This window comes from Thalassolituus sp. LLYu03, from assembly GCF_050507655.1.
Taxonomy (GTDB): Bacteria; Pseudomonadota; Gammaproteobacteria; order Pseudomonadales; family Oceanobacteraceae; genus Venatoribacter.
In genome coordinates this window covers 2,100,157-2,121,366 of record NZ_CP191496.1, presented here as the reverse complement: position 1 = coordinate 2,121,366, position 21,210 = coordinate 2,100,157, and the positions used below count along the sequence as shown (strand labels likewise).

At 56.1% G+C, this 21,210-nt stretch carries 14 protein-coding genes; 8 read left to right on the top strand and 6 right to left on the bottom strand.

Features of this window, described 5'->3' with window-relative positions; translation table 11 throughout:
* The first annotated feature begins 118 nt into the window (after nucleotides 1-118).
* Genes ACQUQU_RS09635 through ACQUQU_RS09625 form a run of 3 tightly spaced genes read left to right on the top strand, consistent with a single transcriptional unit; the run spans nucleotide 119 to nucleotide 3,767 of the window.
* Nucleotides 119-1,585, top strand: coding sequence for a PIG-L family deacetylase (locus ACQUQU_RS09635; RefSeq protein ID WP_430459467.1), 1,467 nt, complete (start codon nucleotides 119-121; stop codon nucleotides 1,583-1,585).
* Between the two features lie 15 nt (nucleotides 1,586-1,600).
* Nucleotides 1,601-2,899 (top strand): hypothetical protein, encoded by a 1,299-nt coding sequence (locus ACQUQU_RS09630; protein ID WP_430459466.1) that lies wholly within the window; start codon nucleotides 1,601-1,603, stop codon nucleotides 2,897-2,899.
* A gap of 7 nt (nucleotides 2,900-2,906) precedes the next feature.
* Complete coding sequence (locus tag ACQUQU_RS09625) at nucleotides 2,907-3,767, top strand: hypothetical protein (RefSeq protein ID WP_430459465.1); 861 nt, start codon at nucleotides 2,907-2,909, stop codon at nucleotides 3,765-3,767.
* On the opposite strand, the gene ACQUQU_RS09620 is transcribed toward ACQUQU_RS09625, so the two are convergent.
* The gene (locus tag ACQUQU_RS09620) at nucleotides 3,759-5,135 is read right to left on the bottom strand and encodes a hypothetical protein (RefSeq protein ID WP_430459464.1); all 1,377 of its coding nucleotides are present in this window, start codon (nucleotides 5,133-5,135) and stop codon (nucleotides 3,759-3,761) included. The two genes, ACQUQU_RS09625 and ACQUQU_RS09620, sit on opposite strands and share 9 nt — an antisense overlap.
* A gap of 174 nt (nucleotides 5,136-5,309) precedes the next feature.
* Between ACQUQU_RS09620 and ACQUQU_RS09615 the strand changes: the two genes are divergently transcribed.
* Nucleotides 5,310-7,406, top strand: coding sequence for a capsular polysaccharide biosynthesis protein (locus tag ACQUQU_RS09615; protein WP_430459463.1), 2,097 nt, complete (start codon nucleotides 5,310-5,312; stop codon nucleotides 7,404-7,406).
* 9 nt (nucleotides 7,407-7,415) lie between these two features.
* On the top strand, nucleotides 7,416-8,603 hold the full coding sequence (locus tag ACQUQU_RS09610) for a capsule biosynthesis protein (protein ID WP_430459462.1): 1,188 nt from the start codon (nucleotides 7,416-7,418) through the stop codon (nucleotides 8,601-8,603).
* A gap of 119 nt (nucleotides 8,604-8,722) precedes the next feature.
* Here ACQUQU_RS09610 and ACQUQU_RS09605 read toward each other — a convergent pair whose 3' ends face one another.
* On the bottom strand, nucleotides 8,723-9,295 hold the full coding sequence (locus ACQUQU_RS09605; protein ID WP_430459461.1) for an acyloxyacyl hydrolase: 573 nt from the start codon (nucleotides 9,293-9,295) through the stop codon (nucleotides 8,723-8,725).
* Nucleotides 9,296-10,179: 884 nt separating this feature from the next.
* Nucleotides 10,180-11,127, bottom strand: a complete 948-nt coding sequence (locus tag ACQUQU_RS09600) for a DMT family transporter (RefSeq protein WP_430459460.1) — start codon at nucleotides 11,125-11,127, stop codon at nucleotides 10,180-10,182.
* Nucleotides 11,128-11,322: 195 nt separating this feature from the next.
* On the opposite strand from ACQUQU_RS09600, the gene ACQUQU_RS09595 reads away from it, so the two are divergent.
* Nucleotides 11,323-12,795, top strand: coding sequence for a PLP-dependent aminotransferase family protein (locus ACQUQU_RS09595; RefSeq protein WP_430459459.1), 1,473 nt, complete (start codon nucleotides 11,323-11,325; stop codon nucleotides 12,793-12,795).
* 35 nt (nucleotides 12,796-12,830) lie between these two features.
* Here ACQUQU_RS09595 and ACQUQU_RS09590 read toward each other — a convergent pair whose 3' ends face one another.
* The 3 genes from ACQUQU_RS09590 to ACQUQU_RS09580 form a co-directional block, all read right to left on the bottom strand.
* Nucleotides 12,831-13,397, bottom strand: coding sequence for an acyloxyacyl hydrolase (locus ACQUQU_RS09590; RefSeq protein ID WP_430459458.1), 567 nt, complete (start codon nucleotides 13,395-13,397; stop codon nucleotides 12,831-12,833).
* Between the two features lie 199 nt (nucleotides 13,398-13,596).
* The gene (gene dapD, locus ACQUQU_RS09585) at nucleotides 13,597-14,628 is read right to left on the bottom strand and encodes a 2,3,4,5-tetrahydropyridine-2,6-dicarboxylate N-succinyltransferase (protein ID WP_430459457.1); all 1,032 of its coding nucleotides are present in this window, start codon (nucleotides 14,626-14,628) and stop codon (nucleotides 13,597-13,599) included.
* A 68-nt stretch (nucleotides 14,629-14,696) separates the two neighbouring features.
* Entirely contained in the window at nucleotides 14,697-15,041 is a 345-nt protein-coding gene (locus ACQUQU_RS09580; protein ID WP_430459456.1) for an ArsC family reductase, read from the bottom strand.
* 225 nt (nucleotides 15,042-15,266) lie between these two features.
* On the opposite strand from ACQUQU_RS09580, the gene ACQUQU_RS09575 reads away from it, so the two are divergent.
* Nucleotides 15,267-20,195, top strand: coding sequence for a PAS domain S-box protein (locus tag ACQUQU_RS09575; protein WP_430459455.1), 4,929 nt, complete (start codon nucleotides 15,267-15,269; stop codon nucleotides 20,193-20,195).
* Nucleotides 20,192-21,136: a diguanylate cyclase domain-containing protein gene (locus ACQUQU_RS09570; RefSeq protein ID WP_430459454.1), complete on the top strand. Its 945-nt coding sequence runs from the start codon at nucleotides 20,192-20,194 to the stop codon at nucleotides 21,134-21,136. Before ACQUQU_RS09575 ends, ACQUQU_RS09570 begins: the two co-directional genes overlap by 4 nt.
* The last annotated feature ends 74 nt before the right edge of the window (nucleotides 21,137-21,210 follow it).

Here is a 21,210-nt window from a genome sequence, read left to right as displayed (position 1 = left end):
GTTCAGTGCAAGCTTTACCGATTTATGGCGGTTTTTGACTTTCTGTTGTGTGGCATATCAGGATAAAATGTGAACCTTGTCACATTTTGACTAGGCATGTCGCTACAGGGAGGTCGTCATGTTACCCGAGCATGTGTTGATACCGTTTAAAGCATCGGAGTTGCCAGCGGGACACTGGCTTGTCGTTGCACCCCATCCGGATGATGAAATTATTGGTATGGGGGGCGCATTGGCTATTGCTGCAAGCAAAGGCCAGAAGTTAACCCTGCTGTATCTGACATCGGGTGATAAGGGTGGTACTAAATCAGAGCGTCAGAACGAAGCGCTTGCTGTTAGTAAGGAGTTGAACGCCGCAACCGTTTTCCTTGAACTGCCTGACCGGGGTGTATCCTGTAGCGAGCATCAGGTCATGGCGTTGCATTCGGTGTTAAAGGAACTTAATCCGGATGTGGTCTTTTTCCCCTCGCCAGAAGAGTTTCACCCCGATCACCGCTCGGCTGCTGTGCTTACATGGACGGCGCTGAAAAAATCAGAGTTTACCGGCCAGATTTTTCATTATGAAATCTCGCGTCAGGGCGAGACTAATGTTCTGGTTGATATTTCCGCCGTTGCGGCCGAGAAGTCGCGACTTCTGCATTTCTATCAATCCCAGCTAGGTCAGAATAATTATGTTCAGGTTATGGAGGCACTGAATGTCGCCAGAACCTATACCTTGCCCGAGCAGGTAAAGGCGGCGGAAGCCTTCTATCGTTATGCCTCCGTCAGAGGCCGGTTGCAGGGGAGTGTGCGTGAGCGGGCGTTCCTGAATCTGGCCGACTCTCAGCCAGAAGACCGGCCGGTTGTTTCCATCGTCATTCGCACAAAAAATCGTCCAGATACACTGATAAGAGCAGTTGAATCTGTCAAATCACAGTCACACAGGAATTATATTGACCTTGTGGTGGTTAATGACGGTGGTTGTGAAGTTGATGATGTGCTGACGCCCTTTCAAGGTGACTTCTGGCGTATGAATATCGTTAATGTGCCTGTCAGTCGCGGACGGGCAGCGGCCGCCAATGTCGGTCTTAATCAGGCCAAAGGGCAGTTTGTCAATTTTCTGGATGATGACGATGAGCTGGACCCTGACCATGTGCAGGTGTTTCTGGCGGCCTGGCGCCGCAATAATGACATCGATGTCTTTTATCGTGGCGTTCGTGTGCTGAGTCCGCAGGGCGAGTTGCTAAGGGAATTTAACGAGCCGTTTGATCCGGGCCTTTTGATGCATACCAATTATATTCCCATTCACGCGGTTACCTTCAGCCGACGGTTTATAGATTTGGGTTGTCGTTTTGATGAATCGCTGGAATTCTTTGAAGACTGGGATTTTTGGATTCAGCTTTCGCGTCTGACCCACTTCCACAGAGATCAAAAAATCACTGCAACCTATCATTTAACCGGAAGTTCTGCAGCGTCAGCTCATATGCATGGGGTTCTCGATGCAGTCGGACATATGAATCGGGTACGGGACAAGTGGGCCTCGAAATGGACGGCCGTAGAGTTCGGGCGTTTAGTGACATCTGTCAGCAGAAAGGCACGAGAAAGCTGACGGGTGTTGGCATCAATGAATACTAATGCTGCTGTTTCCGTCAACACAAAGGACACGCTCAGGTTGTTTGACATGGCTGAGCTCAGGCTCGCCCCGGCCCAATCTGCTCTTTGCGCTGAAGTTCGTTACACGGTCAGTTCTGCGGATCAGGATTGGCTGGAGCTTTTGCAGGAACTTGCACGAATCACGTCTCCGGGAAGTCGGGTGACGCTTTGTTTCCCGGTGGATTTAACACACGGCCAGTTGTCTGCTATCTCTCTGCGTCTGCTTAGAATGAGTCAGGCTATGAGGTATTTTTCGGGGCCTGCCACTTCGGACTCATTGTGGAATCTGCTGCTGATTCGGACAGATGTTGTCCATGACGACGGTCTTTACACGCGGGGTACGTCGTTCAGTGTGTCTGGACGGGATATGTTTGAGGCTGTTTTCGGACTCCGCATCAGTGAAAAATTCTGGTCCTGGAAGTATGATCGCTCAGGTGGGCGGTACAGTTTATCCCTTATAAAAAACGGCCGGGTTGTTGGTCATGATGGGGGGCTGCCAAGAACTATCTGTGTCGCGGGATGCGATAAGGTGGCCGTACAGTCCGCGGATGTCGGTGTTTTGACGCAGCAACGCGGATTCTATAAGTCCGGTACGTTTGACCGGCTTTCAAGGTTATTTGTCGCGAATGCTTTTGAGCAGGGTGCCGATTTTATATTTGGCTTTCCTCATGGTCGTCACATGAAACTGGGTGCCCGGACAGGAGTATACGATTATGGTGGCGCTATTCTTCAGTGTAAGGTTCTGGGTGGTAAATGTTTTGGTTCTTCACTGTCTCATCTGGCAACGCCTGATGTCGCAACGCCTGATCTGGTCGATCCTGATTCAATATCGAAAGAGACCTATCTTCTTAGTCAGAAGGAGTTTGAGAAGTCTCTGGGTGAATCTAATACGGCATATCTGAAAAGGGATTTTTCCTATTTTAGGTATCGGTATGTTGAACATCCGGAATTCAGTTACAACGTTTTCCTATTTTCGGATATTAATGCTCTGGCTGTCGTTAAAGCCGAAGGTGATCGACTTCGATTGATGGACTTTATTGGTGATGTTAAGACGTTTAAGTCTTGTTTGGCGCGCCTTCATCAGTTGCTTTTCCAATTTGGTAAATCTGGGTTGGTCTTCTGGGTTCTGGATGCCTGGCATACACTCATAGAGTCAGAAGATTGGATTTCAGTGCAAGACCGAAGTGCAGCGCTTGCGTGGCGGTCAGCGACACCAGATTCTCCTATCCAGGGTATGTGGGTTAGCTGCGGTGATACGGATTTTATGTAGGGATAGAATGGATACTTACTTATCAGAACTCATGCAGCATCTGTCGGAACGAACACCGCTTCAGGTCGATGTTGGCAATATAAATAAGCAGAATTTCCCCTGGATTAATGCTGTGGCAGGGTATGAGCGCATGCTTGGTTCGCTGGGCGTTCATTGTGATGTTGCTATGCGTGATCGGATCATTGAAAACTATATTTATCGTGATTTGATATTTCTGCGTATGGCCCAATTTTCTGGTCGGCCATTTTCATTACATGAGGTTGCTAATAGCGAAGAGCAAAGTTTCGCACGTCAAGAAACTCTGTATCTCGGTAGTCACGATTTTTTTCAGGTTATAACCCCGTTGCTTCTGGCGAGAGCTGGAACGGCTGTTTTTCCGTTTGTGGATTCCCCTCTTAATATGGTGGATCCTGTCGTTGCTGCACTGGCGAGGGCTGTATATGAAAATGGCCAGCAGTACCTTTCGGGTGGCCGTTGCATCAAGGTGGATCAGGACAATCGTGAATCCTGGCGCAGCCACTTTGAGGCTGCTTTGCAGGCGGGCAGTGCGATTTATGCAGCGATTGACCAGTTTCCGGCATTTATGCGGGTTCATGACAATAGTGTTGTCAGCGGCAAATATGGACAGTACCGACTTGTGTCCGGGGCCATCAGTCAGTCTATGGCGGCAGGGTATAAGTGTGTTTACGTAAAAGTCGTCCAGATGGGTGGCCGCTATTGCATCCGCACGAAAGGACTGACTGGCGACACGGTGGACGCTATCTGTTCGCAATACGTCGCAGAAGTTGAGCGTGATTTCGACACTTATCCTGATGGCTGGGAGGGAATTCTTCGTCTGCTGCCATCAGTCCCGGTGTCTTCAGTTTGAAAAATTTTTCAGCATATCGATAAAGAACAAACGCGGATTGCGGATCAGTTTTCGTAATTTTCGGCGCGTTGTTGAGCGATTTTTGTAGTGAGAATCGCTTTTTATCCTGAATGACGCCGTATCTTTGCAACCTTGTGAGAGTTCTTCCGGCTTCAGGGCGTTAATCGGGTGGTGATGTTTAGCTGTCGGATTCAGGGCATCTGCTACCCAGCGTGGGCCAAATTTCGCGCACATATGAATATGCTGGTTCTGCAGCTGAGCGGCTGACAAAGCCGGTCTTTCAGACGGGGTCAGACTACGACCAAGTAGGCTGGCTCGAATATCCGTGGCCGCCGTGATCACAGCGCCAAGCGCTTTTTCCCGGGTGTCGGCGGAGCATTTTTCGTAGGTTCCGGCGTCACACAGCTGGCTGATGACATTGGGCCAGGCTTCTGGCTCGGAGGCCATGATCAGGCCGTCATTGGCAAAGCGTTCCATGTCCGGCAGCGGGCTGCAGATGACCGGCACACCAAAAATGCCGCTCTCCCAGAATTTGAGTCCACTTTTGCAGCGATTAAATTCTGTGTCTTCCAGGGGGGCTATGGTCAGCCAGCTACTGGCGATGAATTCTGGTAATTCATCGTAGGAAACATAGGGCAGGCGCGAAAACTGACCCGCTGGAAAAGCGCGTTCATCCACCTCCAGCTCGCCCATGACCTCAAGGCGGATATCGGGATGGGTCTCAAGAATATTGACCAGCACCTTCTGTATGCGGGCGAAATCCTGCCGGTGATGCGCGGTTCCCGGCATATAGCGGATTACTTTATTGCGCATCCGCTCGCTGGCAGCCACTGGCGTGCTGAGTGCGGTCCAGCGGGCGCTCATCTGGTTGTAGCACACGTCAACCTGAATTCCGGGCGCGGCTTGTTCTGCGTGCGCTTTCAGGCGGTCTGTGGATACCCAGCAGTAGCGGAACCGTCTGAGTGCTTTCAGGTAAGCAGAATTCTCTCGCTGAGCGGTGCGCAAATCCATCGTGCCAGACAGCACAGACGGACTCTCAGCAGCCAGATCCGGGCGGAAAAGGAGGTCGTCAAAGTCGACGATGCAGCGGATGCCAAGTAAGTCAGCTTTTTTCAGATAGCGTCGCAGGCGGAAGCTGTCCTGTGGCCGGTGGGCAATCAGGTGTGTGTATCCGCTTAAGTCGATTTTCTTCAGGTCTTTAACGTGCACTACATGGGCCGTAATACCCGCGGTGTTAAGAAACTCCGCCGGAAAAATACAGCGGTAGCGGGTTGATGCATCGTAATAATAACGATTCCCACGCTTGGAGTGACTGACGAATAATACCTGAGACATTAGCGGCTTCCTGATTGCCAGCGAATTATACATATCACGTGCATTTGATCTATCGACCACGTCCGCCGTATGTCAATTCTGAGACTTTTTTGTCACATCAGTAACCTACCTTGCTCTGCCTCAGGCAGGACGCCGCGCAGGTCTGTGATATAGTGCCGCCTTTGCCGGACGGGGGAGCCGGTGGTCTCATCATCAGGGAATTATTCGGTGTCTCGCACCTTCTGGACCAGTTCAGCCGGTATTGCCGGCAACTCGCAATTGACGGCCTTCTTTGCGGTAGAAACTGCGGTACTGCGCCGGATCACCCCCTTGTCACAGCCGTCAGCACAGGATGTGGTGCTCGGATGGGGAAATAAAGCCAACACCCGTCCGGGAAGGCGTTTTGCTGGCGCCAACGGTTTGCCTTTTATTGCTCTGGAAGACGGCTTTATTGCCTACGCCGGGCATCCATCCTCTGATTCCCATCGTTTGTCGCTGATCGCTGATGAAACCGGTATCTACTACGATGCATCGGCGCCGTCGGATCTGGAGCTGGATTGTCTGCAGGCGGATGCCTGGTTCGATGCGTCCATGGCCGGGCGGGCGCAGCGGTTGCTGCATAAGCTGCGCGCCAGCGGTTGTTCAAAATACAATCATCCGCGAAAGCCCCTGCCGGCATGGCTGCAGGCGGCGGAACAGCCGCTGATACTGGTGGTCGACCAGACATTCGGTGATCTTTCAGTTGCCGGTGCCCAGGCCGATGCGGCGGATTTCAGCGCCATGCTGGATGCGGCGCTCGCGGAAAACCCGGACGCGCTGATTCTGATCAAAACCCATCCGGATGTGTTGCTGGGCAAGAAGCTGGGCTATTTCCCGGCGCAGACAATTACGCATCCGCGTGTACGGGTAATCGCCGATGACTGTGCGCCGGCGGCGCTGTTTGAGAAAGTACAGGCCGTTTACTGCGTGTCGTCCCAACTGGGATTTGAAGCGCTGTGGCACGGCAAGACGGTGCATTGCTTTGGATTGCCGTTTTACGCCGGATGGGGGCTGACCCGTGACCGGAAATTATGCCCGCGCCGCCGGTTAAACCTTACCTTACTGCAGTTATTGGCAGCGGCCCTGATCCGTTATCCGCGTTATGTTCTGCCCGATGGCGTGCCCGGTCAGGTGGAGGATGTGCTGGATCAGTTGATGGTTGGCAGTATGCGGGCCGACAAAGTGCAGGTTAAGGTCTGCTACGCCGTTGGCTTCTCACTGTGGAAGCGCTCCTTTGTGCCGGCCTTTGTTGCGGATATGGCGCAGACCGTGCGGTTTGTTAAGCGGTCGGTAGTTCTTAAACGGCTGGCTGAGCATAATGCCGGCGACGCCGCGGTACTGGTGTGGGGCGGAGCGGATGATCAGCTCGCGGCTCAGGTACGCCAGACCGGCAGCGCATTCTGGCGGATGGAAGATGGCTTTGTCCGCTCGGTCGGTCTGGGTGCCGATTTACGGCGGCCGTCGTGTCTGGTGATTGACGGGCGTGGTTTATATTACCGCGACGACGCCGACTCTGATCTGGTGTGGATGCTCAGGCATACGGATTTGTCCGCCGCGCTAATTGAACGTGGCGGCCATCTGGTCGGCATGCTGAACCGCCTGGCGGTGACCAAATACAACGTCGGTGATCAGGGCGATCAGGTTGACCGCCTGGTGCAGACTTTACGTACGGATGCCGGTGGCCGAGAGCTGATTCTGGTGCCTGGGCAGTTCGAAGCGGATATGTCCATTGCCCGAAGCCGGGGTGTGGTAAAAACCAACGCCGGTTTGCTGGCCGCCGTGCGGAAGAAATATCCTCAGGCGTATGTGGTGTTTAAAGAACATCCGGACCTCTACTCGGGCGTACGTCCGGGCGCCCTTGGCGAGCAGGCTGCGCTTCAGCACGCCGATGCCTATGTGACGCATGCCGGTATGCACGAGCTGCTGCAGATCTGTGACCGGGTGTGCACCATGACCTCGCTGACCGGATTTGAAGCTCTGATACGGGGCAAGCCGGTCACCGTATTCGGTTCGCCTTTTTACGCCGGGTGGGGCCTGACCGATGATGAGCTGGTGTTTCCGGAGCGTCGCCGGCGGCGGTCACTGGCAGAGCTGGTGGCGATAGCCCTGATTCTTTATTGCCGCTGTGTTGACTGGCACTCGCGGCGGTTGGTTAGCCCGGAAAGGATTATCCGGCTACTGGCCGATGAGCGTGAACTTATGGCCGCTCGGCAGTCATTAAAAAGCTCCTGGCTGGCAAGGCAGGGGCGTAAGGTCAGGTATCTGACTGAGGCATTTTTCAGTTAAGGGCCAGGTATGGCAGTGTTGTTTTTGCAGGGGCCATTAGGGCCTTTCTTTAAGCGTTTAGTGCTTGCTCTCAGGGGTGAGGGTGTCACAGCGTACAAAATTAATTTTAACGGCGGTGATGACTGGTACAGCCGTAGCACGGGCGCGGTTCCGTTCCGTGGCAAGCCAGACGACTGGCCGGATTTTCTGCGCGCATTTATTGAAAAACACTCGGTTAAAACGGTCTGTGTTTACGGCGACTGCCGTTTGTACCATCGTCAGGCACGGGCTGTTTGTCAGCAAATGGATGTGCAGTTTTTTGCCTTTGAAGAAGGTTATATCCGCCCCAATCATCTGACCTTTGAACGGGATGGGGTGAATGGCTACAGCGGCATTACGGCCGACAGCATCGCCCGCTGGCAGGATAAAGAAATAGAACCCGAACTGGCGATTGGTGCTCATCTGTGGAACCGGGTCCGCTATGCCGCTTTCTATTACAACGCAGCGGCGCTGAAGGCCTGGCGTTACCCGCATTACCATCACCACCGTTCATTTTCCCCGCTGTATGAGGGTACCTGCTGGCATCTGGCGGCGGCACGCCATTATCTCTACAAAGTGACCGAGCGTGGTTTGCTGGCCCGCCTGTTGGGTAAATACGATGGGCGCTATTTCCTGATGCCGTTGCAGGTTCACAACGACGCGCAGATTCAGTTTCATTCGCCTTACGAAAACATTCAGCAATGCATTGAGGAACTGGTGGCGTCGTTCGCGCAGCACGGGCGGAAAGAAGATTGTCTGGTGTTCAAACACCACCCGATGGATCGCGGGCATTGCCACTACGGCCGCCTGATTGCAGGTTTACGCAAGCGTTATCAGCTGGGCGACCGCTTGCAGTATTGCCACGATCAGCATTTACCCACCATGCTCGATCACTGTCGCGGGGTGTTAACCATCAACAGCACCACAGCGCTGCAGGCTTTTTACCATAAGGCACCGGTGAAAGTGCTGGGGGATGCGTTCTACGATATTCCGGGGCTGTGCAATCAGAAACCGCTGGATGCGTTCTGGCAGGCGCCTGATCCGGTGGATCACGATTTATTTCTTCGCTTCCGTAATTTTCTGTCCCACAACGGACAAATCAACGGATCCTTTTACCGCTACTACGGCGCCTCGATGCGTAAGATTATCGCGGCAATGCGTCAGGCCGGTATCTTCTGAATCTTCACTCTTAAACCTTCAGAATAAAAAAACCCGGGGCGTCCCCCGGGTCATCTGACTAGCAGCTTATCGAGAGCGGGCCAGGTCAGAACTGGTCGCTATCGGGCTGATTTCTCTCATCAGAAGTTCACCCCTATAGCAAAATTGTGGGTTTCCAGCGCTGGGTTGTATTCGTAACGGTCTCCGTTCGACATATGTTCCCAGGTGTATTCAACAAACATATTGCGTTCGATCTGATATTTGCCACCAAACGAGTAGGTGAACTGCACAGGGCCACCGTACTGTTTGCGGTCGAAGTCATGACGGGTCAGCCAGTGCACTTTGGCAGAGCCTACCAGTTGCATCTTGCCGGCAAATCCCGCCAGCGGAATGGTCATGGAAGGACCAACACCGTAGTTATAACCGTGCAGCTCGTTGGCATTCAGCTGAGCGACTGACACCTCCATGGAGGGAATCATCAGGCCCACGCTGAATTGGGAAAACTCACGACGCAGGTACACTTCTTTGGTGTCGATTTCGACGTTCTGCTCCTTGGTCGGAGTCCCCATTTTGAAGCCCAGCGAGTAATCCAGGTACAGGCTGTCGAGGTAGGTGTCCAGTGGCAGCGGTGGCAGCACCAGACGGGTTTCAGCGTTAGCGTTAAAGGTTACAGCGAACAGTGCTGCAGCAGCAGCGGTCATCAGTTTTTTCATGGTTCTGGCCCCGTTTTGGAAGTCGGTAATTGCTCTCGATGACCAGAGATTAGCGACCAAAAATCGGTTGGGTGATCGATTGTTCAAATATCAACAAAATGCCAAAACGGTCCTTACAACTGAGCACGGATTGTAACAATGACGATTTTCTGGCTTTCCAGAACGGTTGTTTATCGACGAAAAGCCGACGCCTTGTTTCGGACGTAAGTAGGTAGGCGTCTGGTCTGTTACTACGACAGGGGTATCAGAAACTAATAATAAAGTGCTGATTTTGGTTTTGACGGAGTCTGGCGAAGGTAGGAGTCAGATCCGGGGTTGCGTTTTTCGGGCCACGATAGCGATTACGAATCAGTGGCTGGACAGCCGGCCGGGTTCAGACAGGTCAGAAACCAGTGCAGAACCAGAGCACAAATCAGTGCAGAAACGGGTGCATAAAAGGATGCCATACGCATCGTCGTAAGACGCACGGAAAAGGCATTGCTCTGCTTAAAAACGACCTTGCTAAGAGGAAAAAGCCGAAGCGTATGTGCATGGGGCGCCATCCGGTGAACTCCTGGTGGTGACCAATACATTGGATCAGCCCGCTGCCGTTAAATGCTCAGGAGAATGCCCTTAGACAAGGGCATTCTCCTGAAGAGGGGCGTTCTCCTAAAAAGCGTCTGTTTCCTGCGGAAGGGGATTCAGGCATTCGGTGATGTTTTCTGTTGATTGCCACGTCAGAGGTTTCAGGTATCGCCAGCGTGTTCAGGTGACACGGGAATTCCCTGTCGTGTCCCTGAACACTGACCTGCGCTGTTGCCTCGTGTTTCAGTGCCGAGTTTTTCATTACCGCGTTTTGAGGGCCGAGGTGTTTTCTTACCGTGTAGCTTTATTGCCGTGTAGCTTTATTGCCGCGTTCTGAGCGTCATTGCCACCGTCAGCATGGTCAGAACGGCCAGCAACCATAAGCCGGGTGTTGTGGCGCTGCCCGGCAACAGGCTGTCAGGCAGCATCGCAACCAGTATGAGCGTGAACAACGGCTGCAGAATCTGCACCTGCGCCATGCGCGCGGTCCCGCGTGACAGAGCGCCATACCAGAAGCGGAATCCCCACCACTGGCTGATCAATGCCAGATACACCACCGACAGCAACACTGACCACTGGTAACCATCCGCCGGTGCCGGCTGCTGGCCGATGGCGATGCCAGTGCTCAGGGCGGAAAACGGCAATATCACCACCAGTGCCCAGCAGATGGTTTGCCAGCCACCGAGTGAGCGTGACAGCCAGGCACCGAGCGTATAGCCCACACCACCACACACCAGTGTGCCGATCATGGCCGGCACGGCGGCGTTGTCGCTCAGCGGATCCGCCGGCGCAATCACCCACAGCAGTAAGCCGAACGACAGGCTGGCCCAGAACCAGAAGCGCTTCTGTACCCGTTCGCCAAACACCACCACCGCCAGAATCGAAGTCAGCAGGGGCAGACCCGCCAGCCACAGGCCGGTTTCCGCTGCGCTGTGCGACTGCAGGCTGATGGCCAGCAGCCAGGGAAAACCGAAGCCGACCATCACGCCGGTGAGCAGCAGTGGCAGCCAGAGCGGTTTCGGCGGCAGTGGCCAGCGGTTCAGGCGAATGCAGATAAGCGCACCTATACCCGCCAGCAGAGCGCGGGCCGCGCTGACCAGCATGGGGCTGAGCTGGGTCAGTGCCAACTGCGTCAGCGGCGCTGTGGCCGCAAACAGCGCCACCGCAAACAGCGCCGGCACAAGTGCTGAGCGCAGGCCGGCCGGCGCTGTAGTCACCGCTGTTGACGTAACCTGTGGAGAGGAAGAAGCGATAAGCGTTGGGTTCATGATGTCCTCCTGTGTAGCCCCAAACTCTGGCAACAGGATGCCTGCAAGCGGTGGGCGTTCGTCAGAGGCAGTGGGCAGCACAGTTAGCAGTACAGTTTGCTTTAATGGGGCAACTGTACTGGCAATTTGCCGGTAAACTGTACCGGTTACTGATCGGGCGCTCAGCTTATGATGCCTTCAGTTCAGGAGGAGAAAATGCTTAAAGCCGTAGCCAACACACCTTTGTACCAGCAGATTGCCGCCGATCTGCAGGCCGACATTGAAACCGGCGTGTACAGCGTGGGCCAGAAAGTGCCCAGCGTGCGCCATTTCAGTCAGATTAAAGGTGTGAGTATTTCCACGGTCACACAGGCCTATGCGTGGCTGGAGGATCAGGGCTGGCTGATGGCGCGGCCGCAATCGGGTTACTACGTGCGCGCCAGTTTCTCGCCGGGCGTGCGGGTGTCGGCCAACGATGCCTTGCCACCGCTGTCACAGGGCGAGCGGCCGGCAGAATTCACCAAGTCGGCGCTGATCAACGACATGCTGGCCCAGTTCCGCCGCCCCAGTGCCATCAACATGGGCGCGGCGATTCCGGCGCCCGAGCTGCTGCCGCTGCGTCAGTTGCAGACGCACATTAATAAGGTCGCCCGTTTTCATACCGCCGACGTGCTCGACTACCAGTTCAGTCCGGGGTTACTGCCCTTACGCCGCCAGCTCGCCACACGCATGCGCGATGTGGGGGTGCGCTGCGCCAGTGACGACATCATTCTGACCAACGGCTGTGCCGAAGCCCTGAGTGTCTGCCTGCGTGCGGTGACTCAGCCGGGCGACCTGATTGCGGTGGAATCGCCGTGTTACTACGGCATTTTGCAGCTGGCCGCCTTGCAGGGGCTTAAGATCATCGAAATTCCCACCGACCCGCAAACCGGTATCAGTCCCGAGGCGTTGCAACTGGCGCTGGAGCAATGGCCAATCCGCCTGATCGTGGTGAATTCGCGTTACTCCAACCCGATTGGCGCTGCCATTCCGACCGCCCGGCAGAAGCAGCTGGTGGCACTGGCACAGCGTTATGATGTCGGCATTCTGGAAGACGATATTTACGGTGAGCTGGGGCATCCGGGGGTGGCTGGCGAGCAGCCGGTGAATACGGTACTGAAAACCTTTGATACCGACGGTCGGGTGATGTATTGCTCATCGTTTTCCAAAACGCTGGCGGCCGGTCTGCGTCTGGGCTGGTGTTTGCCCGGACGCTGGTTCCGTCAGGTGCAGGAGCAGCAGACCTTTACCACCTTTTCGGCGCCAAGTTTGTCGCAGTACGCGGTCAGCTCGTATCTGCAGAATGGCCAGTACGACCGGCATTTGCGTCAGCTGCGCTTAACCATGGCGGAAAACAGCCGGCGCGTGATCGACGCCGTGCACCGCCATTTTCCGGAAGGCACGCGGGTGACCGAGCCTGTGGGCGGCTTTATTCTGTGGGTGGCGATGCCGCCCGGTGTGGACGCCACACGCCTGTACTACGAGGCCGTGCGCCATTCAATCGCCATTGTGCCGGGTGATCTGTTCTCGAACACCGCCCATTTCAGCCACTGCATGCGGCTTAATACGTCCATTCCCTGGAGTGTTGAGGTTGACCGGGCGGTGGAGACGCTGGGACGACTGGCCGCTGGACAGCTGGCCGCACGTTAAGCGGCCGGACTGGTCATTGTCGTTCTCCGGCCGGTCTAGAAATTAATGCCGAAGGTCAGATTGCGCGTTTCCAGCGAGGGATTGGTGTCGTAGCGGTCACCGTTCGACATGTGCTGCCAGGTGTATTCCAGATACGCGTTGCGCTCGATCTGATATTTACCGCCAAAGCCGTAATTCCACTGCAGCGGGCCACCGTAGTCGATGTCCTCAAATTCGTAGCGCGTAAGCCACACCACTTTGCCGTGGGCGACAAACAGCAGGCGGCTGCTGAAACCGGCCATGGGAATGGCAAACGCGGGCCCGGCGCTGAACACATAACCGTAATCGGTGCCCGCCGCCAGATGCGCAACGCCCACTTCTGCCGAGGGAATCAGCAGGCCGAAGTTGTAACGCGCAAACTCCTGCCTCAGATAAACCTCGTAACTTTCTACGCGCTCGCTCTGGCGGCTGGTGGGCGTGCCGGCGCGCAGGCCAAGGGCATGATCCAGATACAGAGAATCCAGGTACTTATCCAGTGGAAGTGGTGGCAGATACTGGCTTTTGTCGTAGGCCAGTGCTTGCAATCCGGCAAGACTCAGGGCAACCAACAGCAGATAACGCATAACAGCCTCCGCACGGGCAGCGCCGTCTTTACAGGCGGTGTTTGATTTGTGATCGATTGTTCAATATTAGCCGTCAGAGACAGCTGAAAAGGAAAATGCGGAAAAAGTCAGGCGGGTAAACACTAATGACAAATTGCTTGTCACATGGCTGTCATAAAGATGTGATCCGGGGCTGAATAATTCAGCCCCGGCAGAGGCATCAGTTGTTGGCGTGCAGCTCTTCGTTCAGCTGAATGGCGCTCTTGTTGGTCACGCACTGAACCGCGCCCGTGATGGAATCACGACGGAACAGCAGGTCGGATTTACCGGCCAGATCGCGGCCTTTGACCACTTCAACCACTTTCTTCTGGTCGTCCAGCAGCTGGATCTTGGTACCGGCGGTCACGTACAGACCGGCTTCTACGGTGCAACGGTCGCCCAGTGGAATACCGATACCGGCGTTGGCGCCGATCAGACAGGCTTCGCCCACGGAAATAACGATGTTACCGCCGCCGGACAGGGTGCCCATGGTCGAGCAGCCGCCGCCCAGATCAGAACCGTTACCCACCACAACACCGGCCGAGATACGGCCTTCCACCATGGAAACGCCCATGGTGCCGGCGTTAAAGTTGACGAAACCTTCGTGCATGATGGTGGTGCCTTCGCCGATGTACGCGCCCAGACGCACGCGCGAGGTGTCGGCGATACGCACGCCTTTTGGTACCACGTAGTCGGTCATGCGCGGGAATTTATCCACGCTGTTCACGCTCAGCAGTTCGCCGTTCAGACGGGCTTCCAGCTGTGCGGCTGGCAGTTCTTCCAGATCCACAGCGCCTTTATTGGTCCAGGCCACGTTAGGCAGCAGGGCAAACATACCGGCCAGATTCAGGCTGTGCGGCTTGGCCAGACGGTGCGACAGCAGGTGCAGCTTCAGGTACACCTCTGGGGTGCTGACGGATTGGGCATCGCTTTCCAATACGGTCACAACCACAGGCTTTTCGCTTTCGGTGGCGGCGCGTACCAGAGCGGCCAGGGTGGCGTCGGTGCTTTCAATGGCATCGGCGAAGGCGTTCAGTTCACCGCCGTCGGCTTCCAGTGCCACGTTGCCGCCTTCGTAACCCAGAGCGGATTGGGCAGCTTCAACCAGAGCGGCAGCCGGGTTCAGCAGTGGCTGCGGGTAATACACTTCCAGCCAGTCGCCTTTGCTGTTTTTGGTTCCCAGACCAATTGCCAGGGCAAATGCGTTTGTCATAGTCGTTCCTCTGTCTGCGCCTTCGCGCGTGTCGTTTCTGTCGTGATTAATTGGTTTTAAATCTGTGTTCAGCTGAACAGGGCAGCGTATTCGTCAGCGCTGAACCCCAGCACTTTCTGCGCGCCGGTGTCGAGCAGCGGGCGCTTGATGATGGACGGGTTGTCCAGCATCAGGGCACGGGCTGAGGCCTCGTCAATATTGTCGCGGATGCTCTCATCCACTTTGCGCCAGGTAGTCCCGCGTTTGTTCAGCAGGGCTTCATAGCCCAGCTCGCGGATCCATCCATCCAGCAGGGTGTCGCTCAGGCCGTCTTTTTTGTAGTCGTGAAAAGCGTATTCAACACCGGCCTGTTCCAGCCAGGTGCGGGCTTTCTTGATGGTGTCGCAGTTTTTGATGCCGTACATGGTCACCATGGGGCGCTTTCTCCCTGTTGCCGTGCCGCTGATGCCGGCACTGGACGTAAAAAGAGGCGGAAGGATACCAGAAGATGCCAAGGGCTTCAGCCCGCTGGAGAAGTGAGCTGTCCTTACTATTCTTAAGGCATTCAGAGCGTTTGCCGCTGCTTCCTCAAGTAGCCTGAGCGATCCGACACCGGTGTTGGTCACCGGCTCTGATTCCGGATGGAGGCCGGAGCGCCCATGCTGAAATCAAACACTCGCCGCTCGCTGTGGCTGCTGACGTTACTGGTGTTTATCGTTTGTCTGCTGCTCAGTGCTCTGGTGGCACATCAGAATCACAGGCACAACGTAGCGCTGGTGCAGGAGCATCTGAAGGAACACGCGGCGTCGCTGGCGCATCACGTTGAAGAGCGCATCGAACTTTACCAATACGGATTGCGCGGCATGCGCGGCTCGGTGCTGACCGCAGGCGATACGTTTAATCGCGACCTGATGCATCGCTACAGCCAGACCCGGGATGTCGATACAGAATTTCCCGGCGCCCGGGGTTTTGGTTTTATCCGCCGGGTGGCAAAGGCTGACGAAGCGGCGTTTCTTAAGCGGGCCCGAGCCGACGGCTGGCCGGAATTCCGTATCCGTCAGCTCAGCCCTCACGACGGTGAGCGTTTTGTTATTCAGTACGTTGAGCCGGTGGAGCGTAATCTGGCCGCGGTCGGGCTCGATATCGCGTCAGAAACCAACCGCCGTACCGCGGCCTGGGATGCTCTGGTGAGCGGGCAGGTGCGCCTGACGGGCCCCATTACTCTGGTGCAGGCAACAGGGGCTTCCCTGCAGTCGTTTCTGATTCTGATGCCTGCCTACCATGGTAGTCGCACACCCGACACCGAGGCGGAGCGAATCGCCAAAGGGTTCGGCTGGAGTTACGCGCCGCTGCTGATGTCGGAGGTGCTGGCAGATTTGCCAATAAACGGCAATGACATGCTGCTGGAGCTGACTGACGTCACCGACCCTGATAACCCCGTACCTTTCTTTGCCTCGCCACTGACCACGTCGGCCCCGGTGCTGGCCGTGCAGGAATTCGAAACAACCATCTATGGTCGCGTATGGCAATTCCGCTTTACCGCATTCCTTCCGTTTGTCGATGCCATGCACCTGGCGTCACCTTTCATCGTGCTGTTTATTGCCATCGGCATCAGCGTACTGATCAGTGCTTTGTTTGCTACCTGGCTCGGCAGTCAGCAGCGGCGGGATGAACTGCGTGCGCAGCAATCGCGGCTGGCGGCCATTGTCGAAACCTCGGCCGACGCCATCGTCAGTCAGAACTGCCATGGGGAAGTCACCAGCTGGAACCGCGCGGCGGAAAGAATGTTTGGTTACCGGCAAACAGATGTCATGGGTAAAAACCTGCACCAGCTGATTGTGCCACCGGATGTCAGCGATGCTGTTGATCAGGTATGCCAGCTGGCATCGCAAGGTATTAATCCGCCTCCTGTTGAAACCCTGCGCCACACCGCAGACGGACGCACTCTGGATGTGTCGATTTCTTACTCCGTGATTCACGACGTCCATGACCGTGTGGTGGGGCTGTCGGAGAGCATCCGCGACGTGTCAGAGCAAAAAAATGCGCAAGCGAAAATTATCGAATTGAACAGCACGCTGGAACGCCAGATTGAGGAGCGCTCCGGCGAGGCCCGGCGCCTCAGCCAGACCCTGCAGGGTGTGCTGGATTCTGCAATGGAAGTCTCCATCATCGCCACCGACCCGCAGGGTATGGTCACCTTGTTTAATAAAGGCGCCGAAAAGATGCTGGGTTATAAGGCCAGTGATTTTGTGGGTAAACAGTCGCCAGCGCCCTTGCATCTGATGGAAGAAATTGAAGCCCGCTCCGCTGAGCTTGAACGTGAATACGGCGGCGAAATCCGTGGTTTCCGCGTGTTTGTGCACGTACCGGAAATTAAGGGCTCGGAAACCCGCGAATGGACGTACGTGCGTAAAGACGGCCAGCATCTGTCGGTGACTCTGGCGACCACCGCCATCCGCGACAGTGACGGAAAAATCACCGGTTATCTTGGCATTGCGGCAGATATTACCGAACGTAAGGCCGCCCGTAAGGCACTGGAGCGCAGCTTGCTGACCACCCGGGCGATTCTCGACACGGCCATGAATCCGATTATTACGATCGACAGTTTCGGCTTAATCCGTTCGTTTAATCCGGCCGGTGAAAAAGTTTTCGGGTATCGGGCAGGCGACGTCATCGGCAACAATATCACCATGCTGATGCCACCGGAGTTCGCTGAAAAACACGACCTGTATGTGCAGCGTTTCCGCGACATGACCAGCAGCCGGGTGATCGGCATTAATCGTGAAATTCCGGCACAACGGCAAGATGGCTCGGTCTTTCCGGTGCAGATCAGTCTGGGCGCTATGAAGGTGGATGGCGAAAGTCTGGTGGTGGGGATTCTCACTGATCTGAGTGAGCTGCGTGCGCAGCAGGACGCATTGAATGCCGCTATGGCCCAGCTGGCCATGGCCACTGAGGTGGCCGAGTTGGGCGTCTGGAGCTGGACGCCGGCCGACAATCAGCTGCACTGGAACGACCGTATGTTCGAGCTGTATCAGTATCCGTCATCACTGCGTGATAACGGTCTGGCGTACGAACACTGGAAAATGCGTGTGCACCCCGACGACCGTGAACACGCCGAACAGGCACTGCGTGATGCTATGGCCGGGCGCAAAGTGTTTGACCCTGTGTTCCGTTTACAGCTGCCGGATGGGGGCGTGCGCAGTGTACAGGCCGGCGCTCAGGTTGAGCGTGCAGAAGACGGCAGCGTATTGCGCATCACAGGTATTAACCGCGACATCACCGAGCAGCTGGAATACGAAGCGCGCCTGCGCGATGCGAAAGAAGCCGCCGACGCGGCCAGCGCGGCAAAATCCGCGTTTCTGGCCAATATGAGCCATGAAATCCGCACACCGATGAACGCCGTGCTGGGCATGCTGAAACTGGTTTCGCAGACAGAGCTGAGTGAGCGTCAGCGGGATTATGTCGGTAAATCCCAGAGTGCTGCGTCGTCGCTGCTCAGCCTGCTCAACGATATTCTCGATTATTCAAAAATTGAGGCGGGCAAACTCGAACTGGATATTCATCCGTTCCGCCTCGACGATGTGCTGCGCAATCTGGCGGTGGTGCTGTCGGGCAATCTGGGGAATAAGCCGGTTGAGCTGCTGTTTGATGTTGATGCGCGTCTGCCGCACATGCTGCTGGGCGACAGCAACCGCCTGCAGCAGATTCTGATTAATCTCGCCGGTAATGCACTGAAATTCACCCAGCAGGGTCATGTCATTGTGCGCGTAACCGGGCAGGAATCGGACATCGGTGTTTTCCACGTGCGGATTGAAGTGGAAGACACAGGGATTGGTATTTCGCCTGAGAATCAACAGCAGATTTTCTCGGGTTTTACGCAGGCCGATGTGTCCATCAGCCGTCGTTTTGGTGGCACAGGGCTCGGGCTGGTGATCAGCCAGCGGCTTGCTGGTTTGATGGGAGGCGAACTGCAGGTGCGCAGCGAGCTCGGCAAGGGCAGTTGCTTCTGGTTTGAACTTGGCCTGCCGGTCGTGGACGACGACATTCTGCAACCGGCGCAGGAGCCGGTGCGGGTGCTGGTGGTGGAAGATCATCCGGTAACCGCCGAGCTGATGCAGCGTGACGGCCGCGCCATGGGCTGGCAGGTGGCGTGTGCCAACGACGGTGCCAGTGCCTTACAGGCCTTGCAGAACGCGCTGGCCGCGGGCGCGCCGTATCAGGTGGCTCTGGTTGATTGGCGCTTGCCTGACCAGGATGGTGTCACGCTGGTTGAGGCCATCAATAAAACACTGGCCGACGCGGCACCGCCGGTGATTCTGATCAGCGCCTACGGCCGTGAAATTCTGAATGATGTGCTGCACAACCAGCACGCGCCGTTCTGCGATTTTCTCAGCAAACCGGTAACCCCTCTGCAGATGGCCGAAGCCGTGGGCCGGGCCATCCGCCGCCAGCACGGCGAATCACAGGCGCCCGTACAGCCCGCCGAACGGCAGCAACGCTTGCACGGCCTGACCTTGCTGGTGGTCGAGGACAACGACATTAACCGTCAGATCGCGTTTGAATTGCTGCGCGGCGAAGGCGCTGAGGTGTATCTGGCCGACGGCGGGTTAAGCGGTGTCAGTCAGGTTGTGAAGGGCGAGCCTGTGTTTGATCTGGTGGTGATGGACATGCAGATGCCGGACATCGACGGTCTCGAGGCCACGCGCCGCATTCGTGCCGACGGCCGTTTTGCCGCATTGCCGATTCTGGCGATGACGGCCAACGTGTCGGAAAGCGACCAGCGCGCCTGCCTTGAAGCGGGCATGAACGATCACGTTGGTAAACCCATTGATCTGGATGAAGTGGTGGATGCCATTCTCACGTTGCACGGTAAGCGCCAGCGCCAGTCCGCTGCGGTGTCTGACGCAGACCCGGCCGATGCCCAGCCCGCAGGCAGGCAGCCTGAGGTCATTGCAGACGTTGCCCACACCACAGTGACCACCGTCACCATCGAAAATCCGGAATCCCTGCTGCAGCGTTTTGGCGGCAACCGCGATTTACTGAAACGCATGACCGAGCGTTTCCCGGCGGATATGGGCACCTTACTGGATACACTGGCCGGGCATTGGGCCGGGCAGCGCTGGAAAGACAGTGCTGCCACGCTGCACGCGCTGAAGGGCACGTCCGGCACCATGGGTGCTGTCACCTTGTCGCGTCGCTGCAGCGAGCTGGAACAGCTGTTTAAGGCCTACGACAAAACCCCGGAAGCGGGCGCGCCGCACAACACAGACGATCTGCTGGCAGAACTGAAGGAACTGCTCGCCGGGTCCTTTAACGCCCTGGCTCAGCTCACGCAGTCTGCGGCCGATAATACCGGACAGAGCGCTAGCGAGGTGTGGCCGGAAGCACGCTGGCGTCAGGCCATGACAGAGCTCAGGGCCTTGCTCAGTGATAACAACATGGCGGTTCTGGATTTTATCGACACATTGCCGGCGGATGGCTTTCCCGGTGATCAGCAACTATGGGGTGACGTGATGAAGCAGGTGGCGGGGCTCAATTTCGCCGCAGCGCTGTCAGCACTGACGGGCGCGGAGGCCAGCGTATGAATTCACGAAAGCCGCTGACGGAAGTGATCCCGGGTCTTACCCGTAAACCGCGGCTGATGATTGTCGATGATCAGCCCTTGATCATCCGGGTGCTGAACGAAATTTTTAAAGCCGAGTTTGAGGTCTTTATGGCCACCACAGGCCAGCAGGCACTGGCCATGTGCGCGGTGAATCCGCCGGACATTATGCTGCTGGATGTCATGATGCCGGAAATGGACGGTTACGAGGTTTGCCGCATGCTCAAAGCCAGCCAGAGCATGAGCGATTTTCCGGTGATCTTTGTTACTGCCCAGAACGACGTGGTCGACGAAGTGCGCGCGTTCGATGTTGGCGGTGTCGATTTTATTTCCAAACCCATCAACCCTTTGCTGGTCACGGCGCGGGTGCGCACGCACGTTACGGTGAAACTGCAGCGTGACATTCTGACCTCTATGGTCACGCTGGACGGTCTGACCGGGGTATCTAACCGACGGTATTTTGATGAACAGCTGCTGCTTAACTGGCGGCAATGTCAGCGTGATCAGTGTGCGCTGTCATTGATTCTGATCGATATCGACTGCTTCAAACAGTACAACGACCGTTACGGCCATATCGCGGGCGATGCCGTGCTGCAGAATGTGGCCGGTACGCTGCGTTCGCTGCTGAAACGTCCGCTCGACAGTTTCAGCCGCTACGGTGGCGAGGAGTTTGTCTGCCTGCTTCCGGCCACCGAGCACGAAGGTGCGGCCTTGGTGGCTGACCACATGCTGGAGGCGGTGCACCGTCTCGGCATTCAGCACGAAGCATCGTCGGTAGCGGCGCACGTTACGATCAGTGCCGGGGTGGCCACTATGATTCCGGATGTTGTGTTTCAGGCGGAGCAGCTGGTGGCGGCGGCCGATGAACAGCTTTACCGCGCCAAGCGCGAAGGCCGCGACCGGGCCTGTCTGATTCAGCTCTGAGCGCCTGCGCGCACTGAACGGTGTTGGTATTTCCCTTTAAACTCCATGGTCATTTTGGCTCCCGTTCTGCCCGG